The organism is Mycobacteriales bacterium (assembly GCA_040902655.1).
In the GTDB taxonomy this organism is placed as follows: Bacteria; Actinomycetota; Actinomycetes; order Mycobacteriales; family SCTD01; genus SCTD01.
Window position 1 is genome coordinate 44,820 of the sequence record JBBDWV010000051.1, and the last position, 23,871, is coordinate 68,690.

General features: G+C 70.7%; 23 protein-coding genes and 1 pseudogene. 8 read left to right on the top strand and 16 right to left on the bottom strand.

Annotation, left to right across the window (positions count from 1 at the left end):
• Positions 1–210: 210 nt before the first annotated feature.
• The 6 genes and pseudogenes from WD794_14360 to WD794_14385 all read right to left on the bottom strand — a co-directional run bounded on the left by WD794_14360 (position 211) and on the right by WD794_14385 (position 1,843).
• Entirely contained in the window at positions 211–465 is a 255-nt protein-coding gene (locus WD794_14360; GenBank protein MEX2291492.1) for a hypothetical protein, read from the bottom strand.
• A complete protein-coding gene (locus WD794_14365) occupies positions 462–773 on the bottom strand; it encodes a hypothetical protein (GenBank protein ID MEX2291493.1) in 312 nt (103 codons plus the stop codon). Before WD794_14365 ends, WD794_14360 begins: the two co-directional genes overlap by 4 nt.
• Positions 770–1,057, bottom strand: a complete 288-nt coding sequence (locus WD794_14370) for a hypothetical protein (protein ID MEX2291494.1) — start codon at positions 1,055–1,057, stop codon at positions 770–772. Before WD794_14370 ends, WD794_14365 begins: the two co-directional genes overlap by 4 nt.
• 3 nt (positions 1,058–1,060) lie before the next feature.
• Positions 1,061–1,201 (bottom strand): annotated as a pseudogene (locus tag WD794_14375) (DUF1059 domain-containing protein).
• A gap of 63 nt (positions 1,202–1,264) precedes the next feature.
• Positions 1,265–1,549: a hypothetical protein gene (locus tag WD794_14380; GenBank protein MEX2291495.1), complete on the bottom strand. Its 285-nt coding sequence runs from the start codon at positions 1,547–1,549 to the stop codon at positions 1,265–1,267.
• Between the two features lie 45 nt (positions 1,550–1,594).
• Positions 1,595–1,843 carry a hypothetical protein gene (locus tag WD794_14385; protein ID MEX2291496.1) on the bottom strand — a complete coding sequence of 83 codons (249 nt, stop codon included), beginning with the start codon at positions 1,841–1,843 and terminating at the stop codon, positions 1,595–1,597.
• Between the two features lie 237 nt (positions 1,844–2,080).
• Here WD794_14385 and WD794_14390 point away from each other — a divergent pair, with 237 nt between their 5' ends.
• Positions 2,081–2,626 (top strand): YceI family protein, encoded by a 546-nt coding sequence (locus WD794_14390; protein MEX2291497.1) that lies wholly within the window; start codon positions 2,081–2,083, stop codon positions 2,624–2,626.
• A gap of 113 nt (positions 2,627–2,739) precedes the next feature.
• Here the strand turns inward: WD794_14390 and WD794_14395 are convergent, their stop codons facing one another.
• From WD794_14395 to WD794_14405, 3 genes are all read right to left on the bottom strand, one after another.
• Positions 2,740–3,753, bottom strand: coding sequence for a class I fructose-bisphosphate aldolase (locus WD794_14395; protein MEX2291498.1), 1,014 nt, complete (start codon positions 3,751–3,753; stop codon positions 2,740–2,742).
• A 9-nt stretch (positions 3,754–3,762) separates the two neighbouring features.
• On the bottom strand, positions 3,763–3,891 hold the full coding sequence (locus WD794_14400) for a hypothetical protein (GenBank protein ID MEX2291499.1): 129 nt from the start codon (positions 3,889–3,891) through the stop codon (positions 3,763–3,765).
• Positions 3,892–4,010: 119 nt separating this feature from the next.
• Entirely contained in the window at positions 4,011–4,964 is a 954-nt protein-coding gene (locus tag WD794_14405) for a phosphoribulokinase (protein ID MEX2291500.1), read from the bottom strand.
• A gap of 184 nt (positions 4,965–5,148) precedes the next feature.
• Between WD794_14405 and WD794_14410 the strand changes: the two genes are divergently transcribed.
• Together WD794_14410 and WD794_14415 are read left to right on the top strand one after the other, a co-directional pair.
• Entirely contained in the window at positions 5,149–5,805 is a 657-nt protein-coding gene (locus WD794_14410) for a response regulator transcription factor (GenBank protein ID MEX2291501.1), read from the top strand.
• Entirely contained in the window at positions 5,802–6,974 is a 1,173-nt protein-coding gene (locus WD794_14415) for a GAF domain-containing sensor histidine kinase (protein ID MEX2291502.1), read from the top strand. The genes WD794_14410 and WD794_14415 overlap by 4 nt, the downstream gene beginning before the upstream one ends.
• A 21-nt stretch (positions 6,975–6,995) precedes the next feature.
• Here WD794_14415 and WD794_14420 read toward each other — a convergent pair whose 3' ends face one another.
• The 3 genes from WD794_14420 to WD794_14430 all read right to left on the bottom strand — a co-directional run bounded on the left by WD794_14420 (position 6,996) and on the right by WD794_14430 (position 10,059).
• Positions 6,996–7,868 (bottom strand): phosphoribulokinase, encoded by an 873-nt coding sequence (locus WD794_14420; GenBank protein ID MEX2291503.1) that lies wholly within the window; start codon positions 7,866–7,868, stop codon positions 6,996–6,998.
• Positions 7,869–7,881: 13 nt separating this feature from the next.
• On the bottom strand, positions 7,882–8,946 hold the full coding sequence (locus WD794_14425; protein ID MEX2291504.1) for a class 1 fructose-bisphosphatase: 1,065 nt from the start codon (positions 8,944–8,946) through the stop codon (positions 7,882–7,884).
• Positions 8,947–9,150: 204 nt separating this feature from the next.
• The gene (locus tag WD794_14430) at positions 9,151–10,059 is read right to left on the bottom strand and encodes a LysR substrate-binding domain-containing protein (GenBank protein ID MEX2291505.1); all 909 of its coding nucleotides are present in this window, start codon (positions 10,057–10,059) and stop codon (positions 9,151–9,153) included.
• A 132-nt stretch (positions 10,060–10,191) separates the two neighbouring features.
• Here WD794_14430 and WD794_14435 point away from each other — a divergent pair, with 132 nt between their 5' ends.
• From WD794_14435 to WD794_14445, 3 genes are read left to right on the top strand one after another with little or no spacing between them, the layout of a single operon-like run.
• The gene (locus tag WD794_14435) at positions 10,192–11,640 is read left to right on the top strand and encodes a form I ribulose bisphosphate carboxylase large subunit (protein MEX2291506.1); all 1,449 of its coding nucleotides are present in this window, start codon (positions 10,192–10,194) and stop codon (positions 11,638–11,640) included.
• 8 nt (positions 11,641–11,648) lie between these two features.
• Positions 11,649–12,086 (top strand): ribulose bisphosphate carboxylase small subunit, encoded by a 438-nt coding sequence (locus WD794_14440; GenBank protein ID MEX2291507.1) that lies wholly within the window; start codon positions 11,649–11,651, stop codon positions 12,084–12,086.
• On the top strand, positions 12,083–13,156 hold the full coding sequence (locus WD794_14445; GenBank protein MEX2291508.1) for an AAA family ATPase: 1,074 nt from the start codon (positions 12,083–12,085) through the stop codon (positions 13,154–13,156). The genes WD794_14440 and WD794_14445 overlap by 4 nt, the downstream gene beginning before the upstream one ends.
• Positions 13,157–13,255: 99 nt before the next feature.
• On the opposite strand, the gene WD794_14450 is transcribed toward WD794_14445, so the two are convergent.
• Positions 13,256–13,561, bottom strand: coding sequence for a hypothetical protein (locus tag WD794_14450; GenBank protein MEX2291509.1), 306 nt, complete (start codon positions 13,559–13,561; stop codon positions 13,256–13,258).
• 101 nt (positions 13,562–13,662) lie between these two features.
• Between WD794_14450 and WD794_14455 the strand changes: the two genes are divergently transcribed.
• Complete coding sequence (locus WD794_14455) at positions 13,663–15,276, top strand: serine/threonine-protein kinase (GenBank protein ID MEX2291510.1); 1,614 nt, start codon at positions 13,663–13,665, stop codon at positions 15,274–15,276.
• Here the strand turns inward: WD794_14455 and WD794_14460 are convergent.
• The 3 genes from WD794_14460 to WD794_14470 are packed head-to-tail and all read right to left on the bottom strand — an operon-like array spanning position 15,273 to position 22,938.
• A complete protein-coding gene (locus WD794_14460) occupies positions 15,273–17,393 on the bottom strand; it encodes a SpoIIE family protein phosphatase (GenBank protein MEX2291511.1) in 2,121 nt (706 codons plus the stop codon). The genes WD794_14455 and WD794_14460 overlap by 4 nt on opposite strands.
• Positions 17,390–18,016 (bottom strand): response regulator, encoded by a 627-nt coding sequence (locus tag WD794_14465; GenBank protein ID MEX2291512.1) that lies wholly within the window; start codon positions 18,014–18,016, stop codon positions 17,390–17,392. The genes WD794_14460 and WD794_14465 overlap by 4 nt, the downstream gene beginning before the upstream one ends.
• Positions 18,016–22,938, bottom strand: a complete 4,923-nt coding sequence (locus WD794_14470) for a HAMP domain-containing protein (GenBank protein MEX2291513.1) — start codon at positions 22,936–22,938, stop codon at positions 18,016–18,018. Before WD794_14470 ends, WD794_14465 begins: the two co-directional genes overlap by 1 nt.
• A gap of 147 nt (positions 22,939–23,085) precedes the next feature.
• Between WD794_14470 and aat the strand changes: the two genes are divergently transcribed.
• Positions 23,086–23,850: a leucyl/phenylalanyl-tRNA--protein transferase gene (gene aat, locus WD794_14475; GenBank protein MEX2291514.1), complete on the top strand. Its 765-nt coding sequence runs from the start codon at positions 23,086–23,088 to the stop codon at positions 23,848–23,850.
• Positions 23,851–23,871 lie beyond the last annotated feature (21 nt).

The following is a 23,871-nucleotide window of genomic DNA, read 5'->3' on the forward strand; positions in this document are numbered from 1 at the left end:
CGGCCAACTCGGCAGGCAGGTCAGCGCGTACGAAAACAACTTCGTGGCCAGCCCGCAGAGCTGCGGCGATCCGGCCACCGACGAACAACACGTCCCTGTCGGCCGTCAGCTCGTCGGTGTCCTCCACGGTCTCACCACGGACGAAGCAGAGCGCGGCCCTGTCGTGCGGCGAGCCGCTGTTCTCCAGAGGCTGTGTAATCCCGATGCCCGTCAGACGCTGAGCCGCTCTGCCCCGACCGCCGCTCGCTCGAGATCGGCAGCTGTGGCAGCCAGGTTGGAGTTGATCTGGTCAGCCGCCGGACCGATGGCGCCACACTGCGTCACCAACGTGCGGACGCCCCATGTGATCTTGGCGAGGTTCGTCGAGATGTGCCGCAGCAGCTTCGTGATGCGGATGACAAAGAATGCCAGCACGGCAACGAGCAACACGATCTCGAACACCGACAGCGCGATCAGCAGTGTCATACCCGGGCTCCCCTGTTGCTGCCGTTGCTGGACTGGAAGAGGGTGGCATGCGTGTGAACCTCTTCACGCAGCGCGTCCGTGAGGGTCCCGGTGCTCGTGAGCTGCCAGGTTGTGGTCGTGTTGCGGGCCACCTTCGTCGCGACCTGCCAGACGTCGGCGACGTTGCGGTCGATGTCGCGGACGATGCCCGTCAACAGCGAGAGCAGCAGGATGACGACCAACACGACGACCAGGCCGAGGCCGAGGGTGGTCCACCACATGGCGATCTGGTTGTCGGCGAGGGCGATGTTCACCGTCGCCGCGTTCACAGCCGCGCTCCCAGGACTCCGCGCGCCGCCTGCGCGTTCGCGACGATGCTGGTGAGGCCTTCGTTCACCGCGGCGACGTCCCACAGCGCCTCGGTGTTGGCGCGGGAATCCTCCAGCGCTTCGGTGATCAACGTCGCCTGGACCGCGATGCGGCGAGCCATCGTCAAGATGATGGCGACGAGGATGACCACCAGGGTGATGATCACGCCGGCGATGACGAAGGAGACGTACCAGGTCGTGAGACTGGGTGAGTCCAAGATGTCTTGTGCCAGGACTGCGTACATCGACTAGGTCCTCTTAACCTTCTGCGAGACGAGGTTGACGATGGTGTCGCTGACGGTGTGGACCTCGTGCTTGCGCTGCACGTGGTCCGCCACCTTCGCCATGAGTTCGGGCTCGGAATTCGCTCTCCCATGCCAACTGCACGGGTGGTCGGCGTCCTTTCAAGCAAAGCTGTAGGGCATGTCAGCTCCGGTCTCTGTGTCGGACGTTCATCGGGTCGCCCGGGCGCGGGTGCGCCGAGCCGGTTGCGGCACCGTGGCCGTCGTCACGAGATCCTTCAGAGCGTCGTCGATGGCGCCGACCTCGGAGGCGATGGTGCTGACGACAGCTCCCACCGGCTCGGTCTGGTTGGCGATCGACCGCACTCCGATGAGGACGGTTCCGAGGGTGAAATTCACCTTCGTCAGGTGGTACGAGATGAGGCTGAGGTAGATGGCGAGCGCGCCGACGAGCAGCGCGACCCCGATCAGCGTGACGATCACTTCAGCGCGCATGAACTCCTACTTCGGGTTGGCGAAGGCCGGCGGGAACAGAACGTCTCAGAGCAACCGTCGTAGCGCGGCACCGTAGCGCCCCACCAGGCCGCGAGCGGTCCCGGCCAGCTCAGCCGTGGTGACCAGCTTGGGCACCGCGTCCAGCGTGCCGGTGAGCGTGACGCCATTGTCGAGCACGTCGTCCGCGTAGCGCCTGATCTCGAGCGTGGCCTGGAGGAGGCCATGAGCGAGATAAACGACCAGCGGGACGACGACGAGCAGAAGAACAGCATTGCCGATCCACCACAGCACCACGTGTTGCTCCTCAGGGAGTCTGGCTATTGGTCCTCGACATTTAGTGAGTATCACGGCAACTCCGTCAAACGCAAGGACCATCACCCGGTCCACGAGCTGCGGCCGAGGGCGATTCGGCGCCCGCGCCCGCAGGCTCGAGGTCAGCATCTCCCCCCGGCGGCATCCTCGGCCACCCCGAGGAGCACGGCCGGCCGAGTGGGGGTTGCGGCGGCGCTGTCAGCACACCATGTTGCGCCCATGCCAACAGTGACGATCGGCCCGGAGAACGGCAGACTCACGCTGCATACCGGCGTGGAAGGTCGTGCCGCCAAGGCGGGACACGCCCTGACGATCCGGATGAGCGACTGGTCCGGCACGGTGACCCTGGAGGGCTCGGAGCCCATCGCCGTGTCGTTCCGGACGTCGGTCGCCAGCCTCGAGGTGATCTCCGGTGAGGGCGGCGTGAAGCCGCTGACCGACAAGGACAGACAGACGATCGAGAGCAGCGCGCTCGACACACTGTCGGCGGCCAAGCATCCCGACGTGACCTTCGTGAGCCGGACGATCAGCGGCCGGGCCGGCGGCTACGACGTGCAGGGTGAGCTGCTGATCGCCGGCACTACGTCCGCCGTGACCGCGGCGCTCGATGTGCAGCGCGCTGCAGGGCAGGCCACGGTGGAGACCACCGTCCCCGTCGTCCAGACCGAGTTCGGTCTCAAGCCCTACACCGGGCTGATGGGCGGCCTTCGGGTGCGCGACCGGGTCGACGTTCGACTGTCGTTCACGGTTCCCGAGCCCCAGTGACGTCGCGCCAACAGGAGCGGCGTCACCGCGAGTAGCGGCTGACCACCAGGAGTGGTCTCAGCACCGGTGACGGTCACACCCGCCCCGGACGCGCGTGCGTCGCCGGCCGGCCCCTACCGGCCGGCCTGCAGAGCCAGCGACAGGACGCCGGAGTTCGCCTGGACGCGCTCGTCGAGGGCCGCCTGGCCCGCCTGCCAGCGCGCCGGATCGCCGGCCCACGCGCGCAGAGCCGGGTCGACGAGGGCGCGGCCGAAGGAGAAGGTCACCTGCCAGGGTGTGTCGACTGCCGCGATCGCGGCCAGATGTGCCGTCGCCACCTCGGGTGGCTGCCCCCCGGACAGGAAGGCGATACCCGGAACTGCCTCGGGGACGTGCTCGCGCAGCACCCGTACCGTCGTCTCCGCCACCTCCTCGACCGACGGCTGCCGGCTGCAGGCCTTGCCGGCCACCACCATGTTGGGCTTGAGCACGATGCCCTCGAGGTCCACGCCCTGCGCGAGCAGCGACACGAAGACCATGTCCAGGGTCTGCCCCGTCGCCTCCGCACAGCGCTCGATCCCATGGTCACCCTCCATCAACAGCTCCGGCTCGACGATCGGCACGATGCCGGCCTCCTGGCACAGCGCGGCATACCGACCCAGCGCGTGCGCGTTGGTGAGCATCGCGCGCTCGCTGGGCAGGTCGGCGCTCAGGACCAGGGCGGCCCGCCACTTGGCGAAGACGGCACCTTGCGATTCGTACTCCGCCAGCCGCTCGCGAAGCCCGTCCAGTCCCTCGGTGACCGTCTCCCCCGGCGCAAACGCCAGCGGCTTGGCGCCGGTGTCGACCTTGATGCCCGGCAGGACCCCTACGTCGCAACAGGCCTGCGGCACACTGCGCCCGTCGGAGAGCGACTGCCGGAACGTCTCGTCGGCCAGGATGACCCCGCTGACCGGCTTCGACAGCCCCGGCGTCGTGAGCAGCATCTCGCGATAGTCGCGCCGGGCCTCCGCCGAGGGCTCGACGCCGACCCCCTTCAGCCGTGTGGACATCGTGCCGGGACTCTCGTCGGCAGCCAGGATCCCGCGTGGCGGCGCGACCATTGCCCGAGCCGTGCTGTGGAGCCGGTCGGTGTGTTCGTGCGTCACAGTTCCTCCTCAGAGAGTTGCAGCCCGGTCGCTGCTGTCGCCCACGGCCCCGACGTCGCAGCGCCCGGCCATGGCCGCCGCCCCGGTCACCCGCAGCGGCTCGAGGGCGGGATTACGGTCCGGTGTGGACCTCGTCATGTGACCACCACAGTGCCGGCTCCCCCGTAGACCGGCACCGTAGGCAGCACGAACAGGGCCCCGCCTCCCCCGGACGGTGGAGACAGCGGGTGAAAGGTCTCGATGACGTCGGTCCACACCTAGCTCTGGTAGACCTCCTGGGCCAGGTGGTAGAGCAGGATCAGCTGGGTCACCGCGAGCGGCTCGCTGCGAAAGCCGGGGGCCACGTCGCCCAGGCCCTGGGGCATCTCCCGCCGGTCGGCCAGACCCTCCCAGATCGCCTTCTCCAGCAGGTGGGCGTCCTCGGCAGGCGCGTGTCCGTGCACGTGCAGGCAGTCGACCGGCGTGCCGTCGTCATCGCGGAGGATCTTCAGGTGCATCGCGGCGCGCACGTCGTCGGTGAGAATGTGGCTCAACGGCGGATGCTGCACCGTCGGGCGCAGCAGCAGCTCGGCCGAGAGCGGCGTGTCCGGGGGGTCGTGCCGGTCCGCGACAGGGGCGAAGCGGACGACGATGTCGGCGTGCCGGCGCTGCGGACGGATGAACTCAGCCGACTCCGGCTCCCGCCGCACCAGGTCGGCAAGCACCTCCTCGCGGGTGTAGCCGCGATCGGTGCTGTCCCGCGCCACCTTCCAGACGTGCCGGATCTCCTCGGGCGGGTCGAGGTAGACGCTGATGTCGAAGCAGGCCCGCGACAGCTTGGTGAACAGCGGGAACAACCCCTCGACGATGACGAACTGCCGGGGCTCGACGTACTCCGGGCGGCCGAAGGTCCCCGTCCGGTGGTCGTAGACCGGCTTGAGGATGGGCTGCCCCGTCGCCAGCATCTGCAGGTGCTGCTCCATGATGTCGATGTAGTTGCCGTCGGGGTGCGTCGGCGTGAACGGAAGGCTGCGCCGCTCCGCCCGGTCGTAGCGGTGGTAGTCGTCCACGCAGATCGACGTGCAGCGGTCGCGACCGACCGCCTCCACCAGGCCGCGGGTGAGCGTCGTCTTGCCCGACGCGCTGTCGCCGGCGACGGCCAGCATCACAGGCCGGGCCACCGGGCCGTACGGCGGCCGCGAGCGCGTCATCCGGATCAACTTGTCAGGCATCCAGCACTCCTGCCAGACGGCCGCCGGACACGTGCGTCATGCGTCTCCTCCAGCCGAGCCGGGTGCCGTACCCGCACGGTAGGCATCCGTGCGCCGAACCGTGCCACCCTCTCGGGTGGTCGCGCGGGTGATCTGGGCGCCCGAGGACCGGATCATCGCCGCGTTCTGCCAGTACGGTCGGGCCATGCGACAGCCCATGCGCGTCCTGCTGGTGGACGACCACGAGATGGTGCTGCAGGGGCTGGCCGCGATGCTCTCGCGGTTCCCGGAGAAGGTCTGTGTCGTCGGCACGGTCGGGGAGCTGCCCGACGCCGTCCGCGCCTTCGGCGACGACCGCCCCGACGTCGTCCTGTGCGACGTCCGGCTGCGGCAGGCGAGCGGCCTGGACGTCTGCAAGGCGATCCGCGAGCTGGACCCGACAGCGAAGGTTGTCTTCCTCACCGTCTACGACGACGAGCAGTACCTCTACCAGGCGCTGCGGGTCGGGGCCGCCGGCTTCCTGCTCAAACGGGTGGACGGCCACGAGTTGGTGCGGCACCTGGAGAACGTGTGCGCGGGGGAGATCGTCATCGACCCCACCCTCGCCGGGCGGGTGGCCGCGTCGGCGGCGCACCTGCAGCACGGCGAGTTCTGGCCGGGGGCACGGCTGGGCCTCACCCAGCGAGAGAGCGAGGTGCTCGCACAGCTGGTCGCCGGCCTGTCGAACAAGGCGATCGCGGCCAAGCTGGTGGTCAGCGAGGACACCGTCAAGACGCACCTGCGCGGGCTCTACCGCAAGCTGGACGTCAACGACCGCGGTGGGGCCGTCGCCACGGCGCTGCGCGAGGGCCTGTTCCATTGACGCCTGCGACCGGCTGGGGGCCGCTGCTCGACGACGTCCGGCGGCTGGTCACCCGTGAGCCGTCGCTGAAGGTCGTGCTCGCGGGAGTCGCCCGCCACCTGGTCGGCGCACTCGACGTCGACGGCTGCCTCATCTACCGGATCGAGCCGGGTGGCGAGGTCGTGGTGGCAGCCGGCCACCCCTCGTCGGCCGGCGAGGGAGAACCGCTGCGCCTTGCGCCGGGCTTCGGCGTCACCGGCCGCGTCGCCGCAGACGGCATCGCGGTGACGCTGGTCGACGACAACCCGCGCAACGCCCGGCACCGTGAACTGCTCGGACTCGCTGAGGGGCAGCGGGTGTCCCGACTGTGCGTACCGGCCCGCGCTCCTGACGGCAGCTGTGCTGCCGTCGTCGCCGCGCACAGTCGGACGCGCCGGGTCTTTCTCGACGCGGAAGTGGCGCTGGCCCAACAGGTAGCCGACCTCGTCGCGCTACGCCTGCGGCTGGACCGGCTGACCGCGGCCTCCGCCGACCATCGCACCGAGTGGAACGTCTTCGTGGCCGGAACGGTGACCGCGCAGGAGGCCGAGCGTCGGCGGATCGCCGGAGACCTGCACGACGGCGTCAGCCAGGTCATCGCCAGCCTGACCTTCCACCTCTCGGCTGCAGAACTCGCGCTGGCCGACCACGACCTGGCCTATGTCACCGACCAGGTGCACGCGGCGCGGGCCCTGGCCGAGCTCGCGGTGGCCGAAACGCGCAGCGCGATCACCGGCCTGCACAGTCCGGTGCTGGACGACCTCGGCCTGGCGGCCGGGCTGGAGAGCATGGCCCGGGCGGTCCCGAACCTGAAGGTCGCCGTGGACGCGCAGGACGTCGACCTGCCCGAACACGTCGCCGTCTCGTTGTTCCGGATCGCTCAGGAGGCCATCCAGAACGCCGTGAAGCACGCGGGCGCCAGCAAGGCACAGGTGCGGCTGGCTCGGCACGGCCGCAAGGTCGTGCTGACGGTCAGCGACGACGGCCACGGCTTCCCGGCGAGGACCGGTCGGGCCGGCCGACCCTCCGGCACCGGCTTCGGCCTCGCGGGGATGACCGAGCGCGCTGAACTCATCGGCGGCCACCTCGACGTCGTCTCCGTGGCGGGAAAGGGGACGACGGTCGAGGTCGTCGTGCCGATAGAGGGCTGAGATGGACGGGCTGGGCAGCCCTCAGGCCCGCCGGCGCTGCTCCATGAGCCGCAAGATGAGCGGCGTGAAGATCAGCTGCATCGCCAGTTCCATCTTGCCGCCCGGTACGACGATGATGTTCGGCCGTGACATGAACGAGTCGTGCAGCATCGACAGCAGGTACGGGAAGTCGATGCCCTTGGGATCACGGAAGCGGATGACGACGAAACTCTCGTCCGCGGTCGGGATGAACCGCGCGATGAACGGGTTCGAGGTGTCGACCGTCGGGACGCGCTGGAAATTCACGTGCGTGCGCGAGAACTGCGGACAGACGTAGTGCACGTAGTCCGGCATCCGGCGCAGGATCGTGTCGGTGACGGCCTCGTCGGAGTAGCCGCGCTCGCTCTTGTCGCGGTAGGCCTTCTGGATCCACTCGAGGTTGATGATCGGCACGACGCCGACCAGCAGGTCGGGGTGCTGCGCGACGTCGGCCGTCTCCGTCACGACCGCGCCGTGCAGCCCCTCGTAGAAGAGCATGTCGGTGCCCTCCGGGACCTCCTCCCAGGGAGTGAAGGTGCCCGGCTCCTGCCCGTAGGGCTTGGCCTCCTCCGCGTTGTGCAGGTACTTGCGGGTACGGCCGGTGCCGTCGGCAGCATATTGGGAGAACAACCCCTCGAGCTCGTCCAGCAGGTTCGCCTCGGGGCCGAAGTGGCAGAAGTGACGGTTGCCCGCCGCCTCGGCGTCCGCGGTGGCGAGCTTCATCTCGTTGCGGTCGTAGCGGTGGAAGGAGTCGCCTTCCACGAGGGCGGGCGAGATCCGCTCTCGCCGGAAGATGTGCTGCAGCGTCTTGGTGACCGAGGACGTGCCGGCCCCCGAGGACCCCGTGATCGCCACGATCGGATGCTTGGCCGACATTGCTTGCTCCTTCTCAGCTGCGGAACAGGGACCTCGTGTTGAACATCGAGGTGTCGAACACGTCCCCGAAGGGCTCGACGTGCTCGTGGTGGTACTGCTCGATCCGCTCCACCTCGTGGCGGGAGCCGAAGACGAGCGGGACGCGCTGATGCAGTCCTTCCGGCACGATCTCCATGACCCGCTCGCGGCCGGTGCTCGACGCCCCTCCGGCCTGCTCGATGACGAAGGAGATCGGGTTCGCCTCGTACATCAGGCGCAGCCGGCCGGGGCGGCTCGGGTCCTTGCTGTCGTGCGGATAGAGGAACACGCCGCCGCGGGTCAGGATCCGGAACGCCTCGGCGACCAGCGAGGCGATCCACCGCATGTTGAAGTCCTTGGCCCGGGGGCCGGTCCTGCCCTCCAGGCACTCCTGGACGTAACGCCGGACCGGCGGCTCCCAGAACCGCTCGTTCGAGGCGTTGATCGCGAACTCCTCCGCCTCCTCCGGCACGCGCATCTGCGGGTGGGTGAGGACGAAGGCACCGATGTCCCGGTCGAGGGTGAAGCCGTCTACACCGTTGCCGGTCGTCAGGACGAGCAGGGTGGACGGGCCGTAGAGCACGAAGCCACCGCAGACCTGCTCCACGCCCGGCTGCAGGAAGTCCTCCACCCTGGGCTCCGCACCTGGATTCGGGCTGCGCAGGACGGAGAAGATCGTGCCCACCGAGATGTTCACGTCGATGTTGCTGGAACCGTCCAGCGGGTCGAAGACCAGCAGGTACTTCCCCCGGCGGTAGCGCGCCGGAATCGGGTAAAAATCCTCGAGTTCCTCCGACCCCATCGCGGCCAGGTGACCGGTCCACTCGGTCTCGCCGATCATCACCTCGTTGCTGATGACGTCGAGCTTCTTCTGCACCTCGCCCTGGACGTTCTCCGCGTCGGCGCTACCCAGCGCCCCGATGAGGGCACCCTTGTTCACCTGGTTGGCGATGACCTTCGCGGCCGTCGCCACCGCGTTGAGCAGGCCGGAGAAGTCACCGGTGGAGTCCGAGTGCCGGTGCTCCTCCTCGATCGTGTAGCGCGTGAGGGTCTTCCGCATGTCTGCCACGGTCGGGCCGCCTCTCCTCCATTGATCGCCGGCAGCCACGGCGGACGATTCCGACGCGGCCGAGCGTCTTCGCGGGCCGTGGACGTGAGCGTCCGTGCGGCGTGACCCGCAGCGCAACGTAGCCACCCGCGCCGGACGGCCACCTCACCCCTGCGGGCGGCGGACGGGGTGAGACCCGTTCACCCCGGCCTGCTGTCAGCCGGCGGACGCCGGCGCACCGGCCGACAGCCGTCCTGGACGAAAGGCCAGCTCCCCGGCGGCCCGGCCGTCCGTCAGGTGTGCGAGGAACAGCCGGGCGGTGGCCGTCGGCTCAGCCGTCGTGACGGCATGCCAGGGCCGCCTCAGCGGGGTTCCCCGGGCGGTCAGGGGCTGCAGCTCGCCGCTGCGCAGGTGCTGGCGAACCGCGTCGGTGGACACCACCGTGATGCCCAGGCCGAGTACTGCGGACGCCACGACCGCACCGTGCGAACCGAGGGTCAGTACCGACGGCGAGATCTCGAGCGCGCCGATCAGCGAGAGAGTCGTGTCGCGCGTGCCCGAGCCGGGCTCGCGCAACAGCCAGGTGGCCTTGGCGACCTCGGTACGGCCCCCCGGGGCGGCGACCAGGATGAGGGAATTCGAGCGCGTGGCCCGGCTGACCAGCCCCCGGCCGGGCAGCGGGCGGCCCCCGATCGCCACGTCGAGCTGGTGGTCGGCCAGCAGCGAGAAGACCCGGTCGCGAACCCCCACGTCGAGCGTGATCTCGACGTGGGGGTAGCTGCGCCGGAACGACGCCAGCAGGCCCGGAACGAGATACTCCCCCGCCGTCGTCACCGCTCCCAGCCGCAGCTTGCCGTGCTCTGCCGCCACACCCCGCCGCGCAGCGGCAACGCTCTCCTCCATCAGTCCGACGATGCGGCGCGCGTACTGCGCGAAGACCGAACCGGCCTCGGTCAGCGCCAGCCCGCGGCCCGTGCGCTCGAACAGCTTCACCCCGACCTCGCCGTTCAGCGCCGCCAGCGACGCGGAGACTGCCGACTCCGTCACCGACAACTGCGCCGCCGCGGCCCGGGCCGAGCCGCACTGGACGAGGGCGAGGAACGTCCGCAGTCGCGCCGGCGTCATCGGCCCTCCTCCGTACTTGAGTGAACACTCAAGCTAACACTGCGAACACTCACTGGACACATCAACAAGGCCGGAGGCATGGTGGGGACCGACCAGCCCGGGCACACCGGGCGGACGGACTGGAGGAGCCGCATGTCGATCGACGAGGTCGTTGAGCCGAACCGCTGGGATCCAGGTGTACACAGCTACCGCAGCATGGGCTACTACAACGCGGACTACATCCCCAAGGACACCGACATCCTCGCGGTGTTCCGGGTGACGCCGCAGCAAGGGGTCGACCCGATCGAGGCCGCCGCGGCGGTGGCCGGCGAGTCGTCCACCGCGACCTGGACCGTCGTGTGGACCGACCGGCTGACCGCCAACGAGCACTACCAGGCCAAGGCCTACCGGGTGGACCCGGTGCCCGGGCGCGAGGGCGAGTACTTCGCCTACATCGCCTACGACATCGACCTGTTCGAGGAGGGGTCGATCGCGAACCTCACCTCCTCCATCATCGGCAACGTCTTCGGCTTCAAGCCCCTGAGCGCGCTGCGCCTCGAGGACATGCGCATCCCCGTCGCCTACGTCAAGACCTTCCAGGGCCCGGCCCACGGCACGGTCATGGAGCGCGAGATGCTCAACAAGTACGGCCGCCCGCTGCTGGGCGCCACGACCAAGCCCAAGCTGGGGCTGTCGGCCCGCAACTACGGCCGGGTCGTCTACGAGGCCTGCCGCGGCGGCCTCGACTTCACCAAGGACGACGAGAACATCAACTCGCAGCCGTTCATGCGCTGGCGCGACCGGTACCTCTACTGCATGGAGGGCGTGAACCGCGCGATCGCCGAGACCGGCGAGATGAAGGGGCACTACCTCAACGTCACCGCCGCCAGCATGGAGGACATGTACGAGCGGGCGGAGTTCGCCAAGGAGCTCGGCAGCGTCATCATCATGATCGACCTCACCGTCGGCTACACGGCGATGCAGTCGATGGCCAGCTGGGCACGGGCCAACAGCATGCTGCTGCACCTGCACCGGGCCGGCCATGCGACCTACACCCGGCAGAAGACGCACGGCGTGAGCTTCCGCGTCATCGGCAAGTGGTGCCGCCTGATCGGTGTCGACCACATCCACGCCGGCACCGTCGTCGGCAAGCTCGAAGGCGACCCCGCCACCACCAAGGGCTACTACGACGTGCTGCGCGACCAGCACGTACCGACCAATCCCGGCAACGGCATCTTCTTCGACCAGGACTGGGCGAGCCTGCCCGGGGTCATGCCGGTCGCCTCCGGCGGCATCCACGCCGGGCAGATGCACCAACTACTGGACCTGTTCGGTGACGACGTGATCCTGCAGTTCGGCGGCGGCACGATCGGGCACCCGATGGGGATCGCGGCCGGCGCGGAGGCCAACCGGGTCGCGCTCGAGACGGTCGTCAAGGCCCGCAACGAGGGTCGCGACTTCCTCAAGGAGGGTCCCGAGATCCTCAAGAAGGCGGCCGAGTGGAACCGTCCGCTCCAGGTGGCGCTGGACACCTGGGGTGACGTGACCTTCGACTACACCTCGACCGACGCCCCCGATTCCGTCCCGACCGCAAGCGTCTAGGAGCCGACATGCTGCTTCGCCACGGAACGTTCTCCTACCTGCCCGACTTCACCGACGACGAGATCGCCTCGCAGGTCCGCTACGCCCTGCTCAACGGCTGGCCGGTCTCCATCGAGTACACCGACGACCCGCACCCGCGCAACGTCTACTGGGAGTTGTGGGGCCTGCCGTTGTTCGACCTCGACGAGCCGGACGGCGTGCTGCGCGAGATCAACGAGTGCCGGGCGACCTTCCCGAACCACTACGTGCGGGTGCTCGCCTACGACGCGTCCCTCGGCCGGCAGACGACGGCCCTGAGCTTCCTCGTCCAGCGACCGAAGCACGAGCCCGGTTTCCGGCTGGACCGCAGCGAGAGCGACGGGCGCAACCAGCGCTACACGTTCCACGCCTACGCCACCGAGACACCGGCCGGCGGGCGGTACCCGCGCGGTGACGGCTCGTCATGAGCCCCGAGGCACCGTCCGGGTTCCAGATGCACCGACCCGGAACGGCCCCGCCTCCGGGCGGGGCCGCGGGCGGGGGCAGGTCGGACGCCGACAAGCCGGCCTCCGCCGCTGAGGTCGACGCACCGACCCAGCTGGATCCCGACGCGAAGGTGGACCTGCGCGAGGACGAGGCAGCGACGCGGGTCCGTGAGGTGCTCGACAAGATCGACGCCGATCTGGTCGGTCTTGCCTCGGTCAAGCTCCGCATCCGGGAGATCGCCTCCCTGCTGACGGTCGACCGGGCACGGGCGCAGTTCGGCCTGTCGTCGAGCAAGCCCTCGCTGCACATGAGCTTCACCGGCGGCCCCGGCACCGGCAAGACGACGGTCGCCCTGCGGATGGCCGAGATCCTGCACGCCCTGGGCTACCTGCGGGTACCCAAGGTGCACGCCGTCACGCGAGAGGACCTGGTCGGCCAGTTCATCGGGCACACGGCTCCGAAGACGAAGGAGGCGATGGCCAAGGCAGCCGGCGGCGTGCTGTTCATCGACGAGGCCTACTACCTGCACCGGCCCGAGAACGAACGTGACTACGGCCAGGAAGCCATCGAGATCCTGCTGCAGGAGATGGAGTCCGAGCGCGGCTCACTGGTCGTGATCTTCGCCGGTTACGAAGACCGGATGGAGAAGTTCTTCTCCTCGAACCCCGGTCTGAGCTCGCGGGTCGCGCACCACATCCAGTTCCAGGACTACACGAAGGACGAGCTGACCGAGATCGCGGAGGCGCTGCTGACCAGCGACGACTACCGCTTCGACGACGGTGCCAAGGAGGCGTTCGCCGAGTACCTCGACCGGCGCCTGCAGATGCCGCGGTTCGCCAACGGCCGCAGCGTACGCAACGCGCTGGAACGGTGCCGGCTGCGCCAGGCGGACCGGCTGGTGTCCACCGACGGGCCGGTCACCAAGGACGACCTGATGACGCTGACGGAAGCAGACGTTCGCGCCAGCCGGGTCTTCGAGTCCGAGCCGGAAGACGACGGTCCGGAGGCCTCGGGGGGCGAGAGTTCGGAGCCGGCTGAGCAGAGCGACTGACACGGATACCCATCCCGCGTCCGGTCTGACCACGACGACTCCTCCCGTCCAGGTCGGACCACGACGCCCGACCACCCGGGCCTACGCAGGCCCGGGTGGTCAGGGTTCGTGGCGGACGAGCCGGGCGACCGCCAGCGAACGCACGTTGGGCGGCGTCTCGTCCTCGTCCTCCGGCAGCACGATCGGCAGGGGCTTCTGCGGCACCACTGGCGCCCCCTGGGCGTAGCGGGTGTAGGCCTCGCGTTCGGCGTCCAGCAGCACGTCCAGTGCCGCCAGGTGGCTGGCGACCCGCTCACTGGCCGTCGGGCCGTACTGCGTCAGCACCGCCATCATCTCGTCCACCTCACGGCGACGCGCCAACCAGACGGCGAGCCGCCGCAGGTCGTCGTGGGAGGGGCCGGACACGTCGCCATCGTGGCCCATCGCCGGCGCGGCGCGCAGCGGAACGACCAACCCCGGCGGGCTAGCCTCGGGCCTCCAGGACCCGGCGGCCCAGGGGAGGCGCTGTGCCGCTCACCCCGTTGCGGGCGTACGACCCGGTCAGCATCGGACCGCACCGCCTGCTCGGCCGTCTCGGCCAGGGCGGCATGGGCACCGTCTTTCTCGGCGTCTCGCCGGACGAGCGGGCCGTGGCCGTGAAGATCCTCCGCGACAGCGTGGCCGACGTTGTGGCGCGGCAGCGCTTCCGGCACGAACTCGACGCGCTGCGGCGGGTCCGCGGGCCGCACGTCGTCGAGGTGCTCGACGCCGACGTCGACGCCGACCTGCCCTACCTGGTGACGCGTTTCGTGCCGGGCGAGCGGCTCGACGAGCTGGTGACGGCACGCGGACCGCTCACCGGCGACGCGCTGCATGAGCTCGCCCGCGGCCTGGCCGACGCCTTGGCCACGCTGCACGGAGCCGGCGTCGTCCACCGCGACCTGACCCCGGGAAACGTGCTGGTCCTCGACGGCTCGCCGCAGGTCATCGACCTCGGGCTGGCCACCGCCGCCGACGTCACCGCCCTGACCCGCAGCGGCCTGCTGGTCGGTACCCCGGGCTATCTCGCGCCGGAGCAGGTGAGCGGCCTGCCGGTGACACCGGCCGTCGACGTGCACGCCTGGGGCGCCACCGTGGCGCTGGCCGGGACCGGTCGCCCGCCGTACGGCACCGGTCGCCCTGAGGTGGTCCTCTACCGGATCGTGCACGAGTCGCCCGATCTCGAGGGGCTCCCGCACGAGCTGCTGACGCTGATCGAAGCGGCCATGCGCCCGGATGCCCGCTACCGGCCGAGCGCGACCGACCTGCTCAGGGAACTCGGCGGCGCCTCCCGGGCAGAGACGAGCGCGCTGCACCTGCCGCGCGACGTCGACGCCACGGCGCTGCTGGCGGGCGACGGCCTGCAGCCGCTGCGGACCGCGGTGCTCGACGTGCCCGGCGTTCGGCAGGTCGCCTACGCCGGGTCGCCCCGCGAGCACGGCGGGTACGGCAGGTCGCCGGATGAGGAATCGCCGTACGACCAGGACCCGCTCGTGCCGTGGGACGAGGAGGACTGCCGACCCGTACCGTCCCCCGGCCGCTCTGCCCAACTCCTCGCGACCGGCACGGCGGCGCTGGCGGTCGTGGTCACCGGCACGCTGGTGGCCCCGGTGGTGACCGCGACCACCGCCTTCGCCGCGGTGGTGCTGCTGCGGGCCGCCGGCCGCAGCTCCGACCGGCTGGCGCTGCGCCGCGAGCGGCGCGGCGACCGGCGCCGCGACCCGGTCGTCGCCGCACTGGGCGCGCCCTGGCACCTGCTGGCGTCGCTGCTGGACACCCTGGTCAGCCTGCCGCTGCTGGCCGCTGTCGCCGCGGTCCCGGCGGGTCTGGTGTGGCTGCTGGACCCGACGTTCAACGGGCTGGAGCGGCCCGAACTGACGGCCGCGACGGCGACGACCGTGGCGCTGGTCAGCTGCCTGTCCCGGCGCGGACACCGAAGGACCCGGCAGGTGCTGCGCCGCGCGCTGGTGACCGCCACCCCCAGCGCGGCGGCGGGCGTCGCCGTGCTGAGCGCACTGCTGGCCAGCGCCGTACTCCTGCTGGCCGCCGCGGAGGGAGCGGCTCCGACCTGGTGGCCGCTCGACGGGCTGCGGCGGCGCTAGTGGGGCCGGCTGCGCGGTGGCCGGTCGGATCCTCCGCTGCCGCCGGTCGCCCGTACCACGAGCACCGCGAGGTCGTCGCGGGACGGCTCGTCACCGAAGTCGCGGACGGCCTGCTCGAGCCGACCAGCGAGTTCGTCGGCGGAGCTACCGGCCGCGGCGGCGCACAGCGCGAGCAGGCTGTCGTCGGCGAACATCCGGTCGCCGCTGCGGCGCTCGGTGACGCCGTCGGTGTAGAAGACCAGTGCGTCGCCGGCGGCCAGGAGCACGTCGTCGCCGGCCACCTCGACCTCGCGGAAGACGCCGAGCAGGCTGCCGCTGGTACCGACGAACGAGGCGCGGCCGTCGGGGTGCACGAGCACGGGCGGCGGGTGGCCCGCAGCGGAGAGGCAGACCTCGAGCCCGTCCTGCACCGGCCGCACGGTGGCCATCGTCGCCGTGCAGAAGCGGCCGCGCTCGCCCAGGTCGAGGATCGCCGCGTTGAGCCGGTGCAGCACCTCCGGCGGCGGCGTGCCCTCGCGGCCGAGCAGCCGCAGGACGTTGCGGGCCAGTCCGGTGATGGCGGCGGCCTCGGGGCCCTTGCCGCAGACGTCACCGATCGCGACGGCCCAGCCGTCGGGAACTTCGAACACGTCGTAGAAGTCACCGCCGACCTCGTTGCCCTCACCGGCCGCGGCGTAGCGTGCGCCGAACTCGACGTGGGGGAGGTCCGGCAGTTCCGGCGGCAGCAGCGAGCTCTGCAGCGCCTGCGCGATGGCAGTCCGCTCCTCGTACAACCGCGCGTTGTCGACGGCCAATGCCGCGCGGCGGGCCAGGTCGAGCAGCAGGCCGAGGTCGTCGCGGGCATAGCCGGCTCCGGGTGTCCGCCCGGCGAGCAGCACCCCCAGCAGGCGCCGCCGGGCGACCAGCGGCACGGCGAGGACCTCCCCTGCCGTGCCGGCGAGCGACGCGGGCAGGTCGCGCGGCGGGACGAGCAGCGGCCGGTCGTCGAGGTCGCGCACGAGCGCGTGCGCCAGGGCGAGACTGGCGTCCTCGGTGAGGACGTCCCGCAGCTTCGCCGTCCCGGCCTCGTCGCGATGGGCGAGCGCAGCCAGCCGGGGCCCGTGCTCGTCGCCGATGTAGACCGCCGACCAGGTGGCGAAGCGCGGCACGACGAGCTGGGCGGCCAGGGTCACCGCGAGTGTCACGTCGAGTGTGCCGGCGAACAGCTCGCTCGCCTCGGCCAGCAGCGCCAGCGACCCCCGGTCGCGCAACGATGCGGCGTGCGCCCGGTCGTCGCGCAGGACGACGCCCATCCGGTCGCCGACCAGCCGGGCCAGCGCCACCCCGGTCTCGTCCAGCTGTCCGGCGTCGCCGACGACGAGCGCACCGAAGACGCCGGTACGCCGACGCAGCGGCAGGACGAGCAGGCCCGCTCCGCCGGTCACCACCTGGTCGACACCGTCCCGCGCGAGCCGACGCACCAGCTCCACCTCCGGCGGCGGGGTTCCGGCGTCGTGCGCCGCGACCGTCGACCAGGACGAGGCGTCGCTGACGGACTCGGCGATCAGCCAGCCCTGCTGGAGCCCCATCGCACCGCAGAGCCGGTGCAGCAGCTCACCCAGCAGCTGGGTCGGGCTGAGCCGCTCCTCGAGGTCGGCCGGGAGGCCGAGCAGCCAGGAGACCACCGGCGGCGCCGGCGCCCCGGGCGGCGCCGGGCGCAGCGGCAACGCCCGCGGCAGCGCTCGCGGCAGGGCCCGGTCGGCCACGCCGAGCTCGAACCACACCGACTTCCCACCGGAGAAGTGCCGGGTGCCCCACTCCTGCGCCAGCGCGTCGAGCAGGAAGATCCCCCGCCCTCCCTCGCGGGTGCCGTCGGCCGGGTCCGCGCCCTGCATCGGCAACGTGCCCGGCCCGTGGTCCAGGACCTCGATCCGGGCGGTGCCGGCGCCGATGTCGACGGACAGCACGAAATCGGTGCCGGCGTGCACGACGGCGTTGGTGACCAGCTCGGTGACCAGCAGCAGCGCGTCGTCGAGCACCACCTCGAGGCCGGCGTCCAGCAGCGCCGCGTGGACCACCCGGCGGGCCACCGCGGGGGAACGGTCCTCCGCCGGCAGGGTCGTGAGGGCTGCGGTCACCGGCCCCGCTCCGAACCGACGGGCGCCGCGCGCAGGGCGAGCACCGCCCGGTTCAGCGCCCTCGCCGCGGCGGCCGCCTCCTGCAGCGCGTCGGTCAGGTCGGCCCCGTCGGGTGCGGCCGCGCAGGCCCGTTCGACGGCCGCACAGGCCGCGGCACTCAGCTCCCCGAGCCCGGCCGCGTCGTAGCGGGCCAGCTGGCGGCGCAGCTCGTCGGCCTGGGCGGCCAGCTCGCTGCGCCGCTCGTACAGCTCGACGAAGACGCCGACCTTGGCCTTGAGGACCCACGGGTCGAACGGCTTGGCCAGGTAGTCGACCGCACCGGCGGCGTAGCCGCGGAAGGCCTGGTGCGCTTCACCGTCGATCGCGGTCAGGAACAGGATCGGGATGTCGCGGGTCTTCTCGCGCCGCTTGACGTGCGCGGCGGTCTCGAAGCCGTCCATGCCGGGCATCTGGACGTCGAGCAGCATCAGAGCGACGTCGTCGACGAGCAGGCGCTTGAGCGCCTCCTCCCCGGAGTTGGCCTTGAGCAGCTCGTGGCCCAGCCCCTGCAGGATCGCCTCGAGCGCCAGGAGGTTCTCCGGCCGGTCGTCCACCAGCAGGATCTTCGCGGAGCGGCCGGCCATCAGGGGCGCTCCGTACTCCGCGGCGCCAACCAGGAGCGCATCACGGTCAGCAGCCGCTCCAGGTCGACCGGCTTGGTGACGTACTCCGACGCTCCGGCGGCCAGGCTCCGGTCCCGGTCGCCCGGCATCGCCTTCGCCGTGAGGAAGACGATCGGCAGCCCGTCGTACTCGGGCATCCTGCGGATCCGCGCGGTGGCCTCGTTACCGTCCATGCCCGGCATCATGACGTCCATCAGGACCAGGTCGACGTCCGGGCGCTGTCCGAGCAGCGCGATGCCGTCGGCGCCGTTGTCGGCGTAGAGCACCTGCATCCCGTGCAGCTCGAGCGCGCTGGTCAGGGCGAAGACGTTCCGGACGTCGTCGTCGACCACCAGCACCGTCGCGCCCTGCAGCGGTTCGGCTCCCGGCGGCAGTGGGTCGACCTGCTGCGGCACCAGCGGCTCCTGGGTGATCATCGGCGTCTGCGGGAGCTCTCCCTGCACGTCGTCGCCGGAGAGCGCCGGCTGCCCGTCGACCGGAGAGTGGTGCTCCACGGGAACGTACAACGTGAAGGTGCTGCCCTTGCCGGTCTGGCTGCTGACCTCGATGGCACCTCCGAGCAGACGGGCGATCTCGCGGGAGATCGACAGCCCCAGACCGGTGCCGCCGTAGCGGCGGCTGTTGGTGCCGTCGGCCTGCTGGAAGGCCTCGAAGATCAGCTCCAGCTTCTCGCCCGGCACACCGATGCCGGTGTCGGAGACGCTGAAGGCCACCACGCCCGCAGCCTCGCTGAGGCTGGGCGTGGTGAAGGTCAGGTCGGCCCGCGGCCGGTGTACGCGCAGTCGCACGCTGCCGGCCTCGGTGAACTTCAGCGCGTTGGACAGCAGATTCTTCAGCACCTGCTGCAGGCGCTGCTCGTCGGTGACGATGGTTGCCGGCAGGCCGTCCTCGAACTCGACGACCAGCTCGAGACCCTGCTGCTCGACCAGCGGGCCGAAGGTGACGCCGACGTATTCCCCGACCTCGGACAGCACGACCGGCGCCGGTCGCACGTCCATCTTCCCCGCCTCCACCTTGGACAGGTCGAGAATGTCGTTGATCAGCGCCAGCAGGTCCGAGCCGGCGTTGTGGATGGTGCGCGCGAACTCGATCTGCTTGTCCGTCAGGTTGTCCTGCGGATTGTCGGCGAGCAGCTCGGCCAGGATGAGCAGGCTGTTCAGCGGAGTGCGCAGCTCATGGCTCATGTTGGCCAGGAACTCCGACTTGTACTGCGAGGACAGGGCAAGCTGCTCGGCCTTCTCCTCCAGGCCCAGACGAGCCATCTCGATCTCGCGGTTCTTGATCTCCAGGTCGTTGGACTGCTCGGTGAGCAGCCGCGCCTTGTCCTCGAGCTCGGCATTGGTCCGCTGCAGCTCGACCGACTGGACCTGCAGCTCCTTGGCCAGCCGCTGCGACTGGGCGAGCAACTCCTCGGTGCGGACGTTGGCGATGATCGTGTTGAGGACCACGCCGATCGTCTCGACCAGCTGCCTGAGGAAGCCGGCGTGCACCTCGTCGAACCGGCTGAACGACGCCAGCTCGATGACCCCGAGGACCTGCTCCTCGAACAACACGGGCAGCACGAACAGGTCGGCCGGCGTGGAGACGCCGAGCCCGGAGCGGACCCGCAGGTGGTCCGGCGGCACGTCCCGGACGCGGATCGGCTTCTTCTCCACCGCGGCCTGGCCGACCAGCCCCTCTCCGGCGAAGAAGGTGCGGTCGTCCTCGGTCGACTCGGCGCCGTACGACGCCGCGCGCCGCAGCTTGATCCGGCCCTCGGGGCTGTCCACGAGGTAGAAGGCTCCCTGCACGGCCTCGACGACCGGCGTGACCTCGCTCATGATCATCTGGGTGACGGCGTCGAGGTCGCGCTGGCCCTGCAGCTGGCCACCGATGCGGGCGAGGTTGCTCTTGAGCCAGTCCTGCTGCGCATTGATCTCGGTGGTCGACCGCAGGTTCGCGATCATCTGGTTGATGTTGTCCTTGAGTTCGGCGACCTCGCCCTGCGCCTCGACGTTGACCGATCGGGTCAGGTCCCCGCGGGTCACCGCGGTGGACACCTCGGCGATGGCGCGCACCTGGGTGGTCAGGTTGCCGGCCAGCTGGTTGACGTTCTCGGTCAGGTGCCGCCAGGTGCCGCTGACGCCGGCGACGGTCGCCTGGCCGCCCAGCTGGCCCTCGGTGCCGACCTCGCGGGCGACGCGGGTCACCTCGGCGGCGAACGAGCTCAGCTGGTCGACCATCGTGTTGACGGTGCTCTTGAGGTCCAGGATCTCACCCTGCGCGTCGACCGTGATCTTCTGGCTCAGGTCGCCCTGGGCGACAGCGGTCGTGACGAGCGCGATGTTGCGGACCTGGCCGGTCAGGTTGGAGGCCATGTAGTTGACGTTGTCGGTCAGGTCACGCCAGGTGCCGGACACGCCCTGCACCTGCGCCTGACCGCCGAGCCGCCCCTCCGTGCCGACCTCGCGGGCCACCCGGGTCACCTCGTCGGCGAACGAGCTCAGCTGGTCCACCATCGTGTTGACCACGTTCTTCAGCTCGAGGATCTCGCCCTGCGCGTCGACCGTGATCTTCTGGCTCAGGTCGCCCCTGGCGACGGCGGTGGCGACCGAGGCGATGTTGCGGACCTGGCCGGTCAGGTTGGCCGCCATCGAGTTCACGTTGTCGGTCAGGTCACGCCAGGTGCCGGACACCCCCTTCACCTGCGCCTGACCGCCGAGCCGCCCCTCCGTGCCGACCTCGCGGGCCACCCGGGTCACCTCGTCGGCGAACGAGCTCAGCTGGTCCACCATCGTGTTGATGGTCTTGGCGAGCGCGGCCACCTCGCCCTTGGCGTCGACCGTGATCTTCTGCGACAGGTCGCCCTGCGCGACGGCCGTGGTGACCTGGGCGATGTTGCGGACCTGGCTGGTCAGGTTGCCGGCCATGAAGTTGACGTTCTCGGTGAGGTCTCGCCAGGTGCCCGACACCCCCTTGACCTGGGCCTGCCCGCCGAGGTTGCCCTCCGTACCGACCTCACGGGCCACCCGGGTCACCTCGTCGGCGAACGAGCTCAGCTGATCCACCATCGTGTTGATCGTCTCGGCGAGCGTCGCGATCTCACCGCGGGCGTCGACAGTGATCTTCTGGCTCAGGTCGCCCCTGGCGACGGCGGTGGCGACCTGGGCGATGTTGCGGACCTGACTGGTCAGGTTGGACGCCATCGAGTTGACGTTCTCGGTCAGGTCCTTCCAGGTGCCGGACACCCCCCTGACCTGGGCCTGCCCGCCGAGGTTGCCCTCCGTACCGACCTCGCGGGCCACCCGCGTCACCTCGTCGGCGAACGAGCTCAGCTGGTCCACCATCGTGTTGATCGTCGACTTCAGCTCGAGCGTCTCGCCCTTGACGTCCACCGAGACCTTCTGCGAGAGGTCGCCGCGAGCCACCGCGGTGGTGACCTGCGCGATGTCACGCACCTGTGCCGTGAGGTTGCTCGCCATGGAGTTGACGTTGTCGGTCAGGTCCTTCCAGGTGCCCGCCACGCCCGGCACCTCGGCCTGCCCGCCGAGCTTGCCTTCGGTGCCGACCTCGCGGGCGACCGTGGTGACCTGCTCGGCGAACAGCTCGAGCGTGTCGGTCAGGCTGTTGATCGTGTCGGCCAGCGCCGCGACCTCGCCGGCCGCGTCGACGGTGATCTTCTGGCTGAGGTCGCCGCGGGCGACGGCGGTGACGATCTGCGCGATGTTGCGGACCTGGCTGGTGAGGTTGCCGGCCATCGAGTTCACCGAGTCGGTGAGGTCCTTCCACGTGCCGCCGACGCCGGGGACCGCCGCCTGGCCGCCCAGCTTGCCCTCCGTGCCGACCTCGCGGGCGACCCGGGTCACCTCGTCGGCGAAGGAGGACAGCTGGTCGACCATCGTGTTGAGCGTCTGCGCGAGCGCCGCGACCTCCCCCTTGGCGTCGACCGTGATCTTCTGGCTCAGGTCGCCGCGGGCGACCGCGGTGGCGACATGGGCAATGTTGCGGACCTGGTCGGTGAGGTTGACGGCCATCGAGTTCACCGAGTCGGTGAGGTCGCGCCAGACGCCGGACACCCCGCGCACCTGCGCCTGGCCGCCGAGCTTGCCCTCCGTACCGACCTCACGGGCAACCCGGGTCACCTCGTCGGCGAACGAACTCAGCTGGTCGACCATCGTGTTGACGGTCGACTTCAGCTCGAGGATCTCCCCCCGGGCGTCGACCGTGATCTTCTGGGAGAGGTCGCCCTGCGCGACCGCGGTGGTGACCTGGGCGATGTTGCGGACCTGGCTGGTCAGGTTGCCGGCCATCGAGTTCACCGACTCGGTGAGGTCGCGCCAGACGCCGGACACCCCACGCACCTGCGCCTGGCCGCCGAGCTTGCCCTCCGTACCGACCTCGCGGGCGACCCGGGTCACCTCGTCGGCGAAGGAGGACAGCTGGTCGACCATGGTGTTGACGGTGGCGCCGATGCGCAGGAACTCCCCCTTGACCGGCTGCCCGGCGATGTCCAGCGCCATCTGCTGCGACAGGTCTCCCTCGGCCACGGCGGCGATGACGCGCGCCACCTCGGTGGTCGGTCGGACGAGATCGTCGATCAGACTGTTGACGGCCGCTGCGCCCGTGGACCAGTCACCCTCGGCGCCGACCTCGTCCAGCCGCTCGGTCATCCGGCCTTCGCGGCCGATGACCCGGCTGGCCCGGACCAGCTCGCGGGTGCGGCGCTCCTGCAGTCCGGCGAGGTGGTTGACCCGTTCCACGACCTGTCCGGCCAGGCCGTCGCGGGGCTCGGCACGGGCCGCGAAGTTGCCGTCGCACAGTGCCGACAGGACGTCCAGCAGGTCGAGCAGGTCCCGCTCCCGGGGGTGGGCGGCGGAGTGCTCGGGCAGCGTCTCGGTCGGCATGGACCCTCCGGAGGTCGGCTCGGCGCCAGGACGTGGGCGCGGCTGACAGGAGCGTATGGCTCGGCCGGACGGGTAGGGAGGCTTTACGCCCCGCCGGCTCCTCCTGCGGCCGGGGACGCAGCGTCCGGAGCCGATAGCCTGGGCGGGATGGCCGCCCCGTACGCCGACCCGTTCGCGGACCTCGACGTCGCGGGAGCGCCGCACAGCCTCATCGCGCTCGGCGGGACCCTGGACGCGGCTACGCTGCTCTCGGCCTACCGTGCGGGCGTCTTTCCCTGGCCGTCGTCCGGGGAGAACGAGCAGAGCCTGCAGCGCTCGGCCCGCCGGCTGGTGCGCCGCGGCGTCGTGCCGCAGCTGCCCGGCGAGGACGCGCTGATCCCCTGGTGCTCGCCGGACCCCCGCGCGGTGCTGCTGGCGGACGAGGTGGTGGTCCGCAGGTCGCTGCGCGCCCGGCTGCGCCGCTGCGGCTGGGAGGCGACGGTGGACGCCGCGTTCGACCAGGTGGTGGCGGGCTGCGCCGTCCGGGTCGAGGGGACCTGGATCACCGACCGGATGCGCCAGGGGTACGGCGAGCTGCACCGCGCGGGCGGCGCCCACAGCGTCGAGGTCTGGGACGGCGACCGGCTGGTCGGCGGGCTGTACGGCGTGCTGGTCGGCTCGGTGTTCTGCGGCGAGTCGATGTTCCACCGCGAGACCGACGCCTCGAAGGTGGCGCTGGTCGAGCTGTGCTCCCGCGTCCTCGAGGCCGGCTGCCGGCTGATCGACACCCAGGAGGAGACCGGGCATCTGGCCGGCCTCGGGCAGGTGCTGGTCCGGCGGTCGGACTACCTGCGGGCGGTTGCCTCCCTGCGGGACCGCCCCGTCCGGCTGAGCCACGACCGCCGCCCGGTCGCCCGCCTCGCCCACCGCTGAGGGCATTGCGTCCCAGGTGGG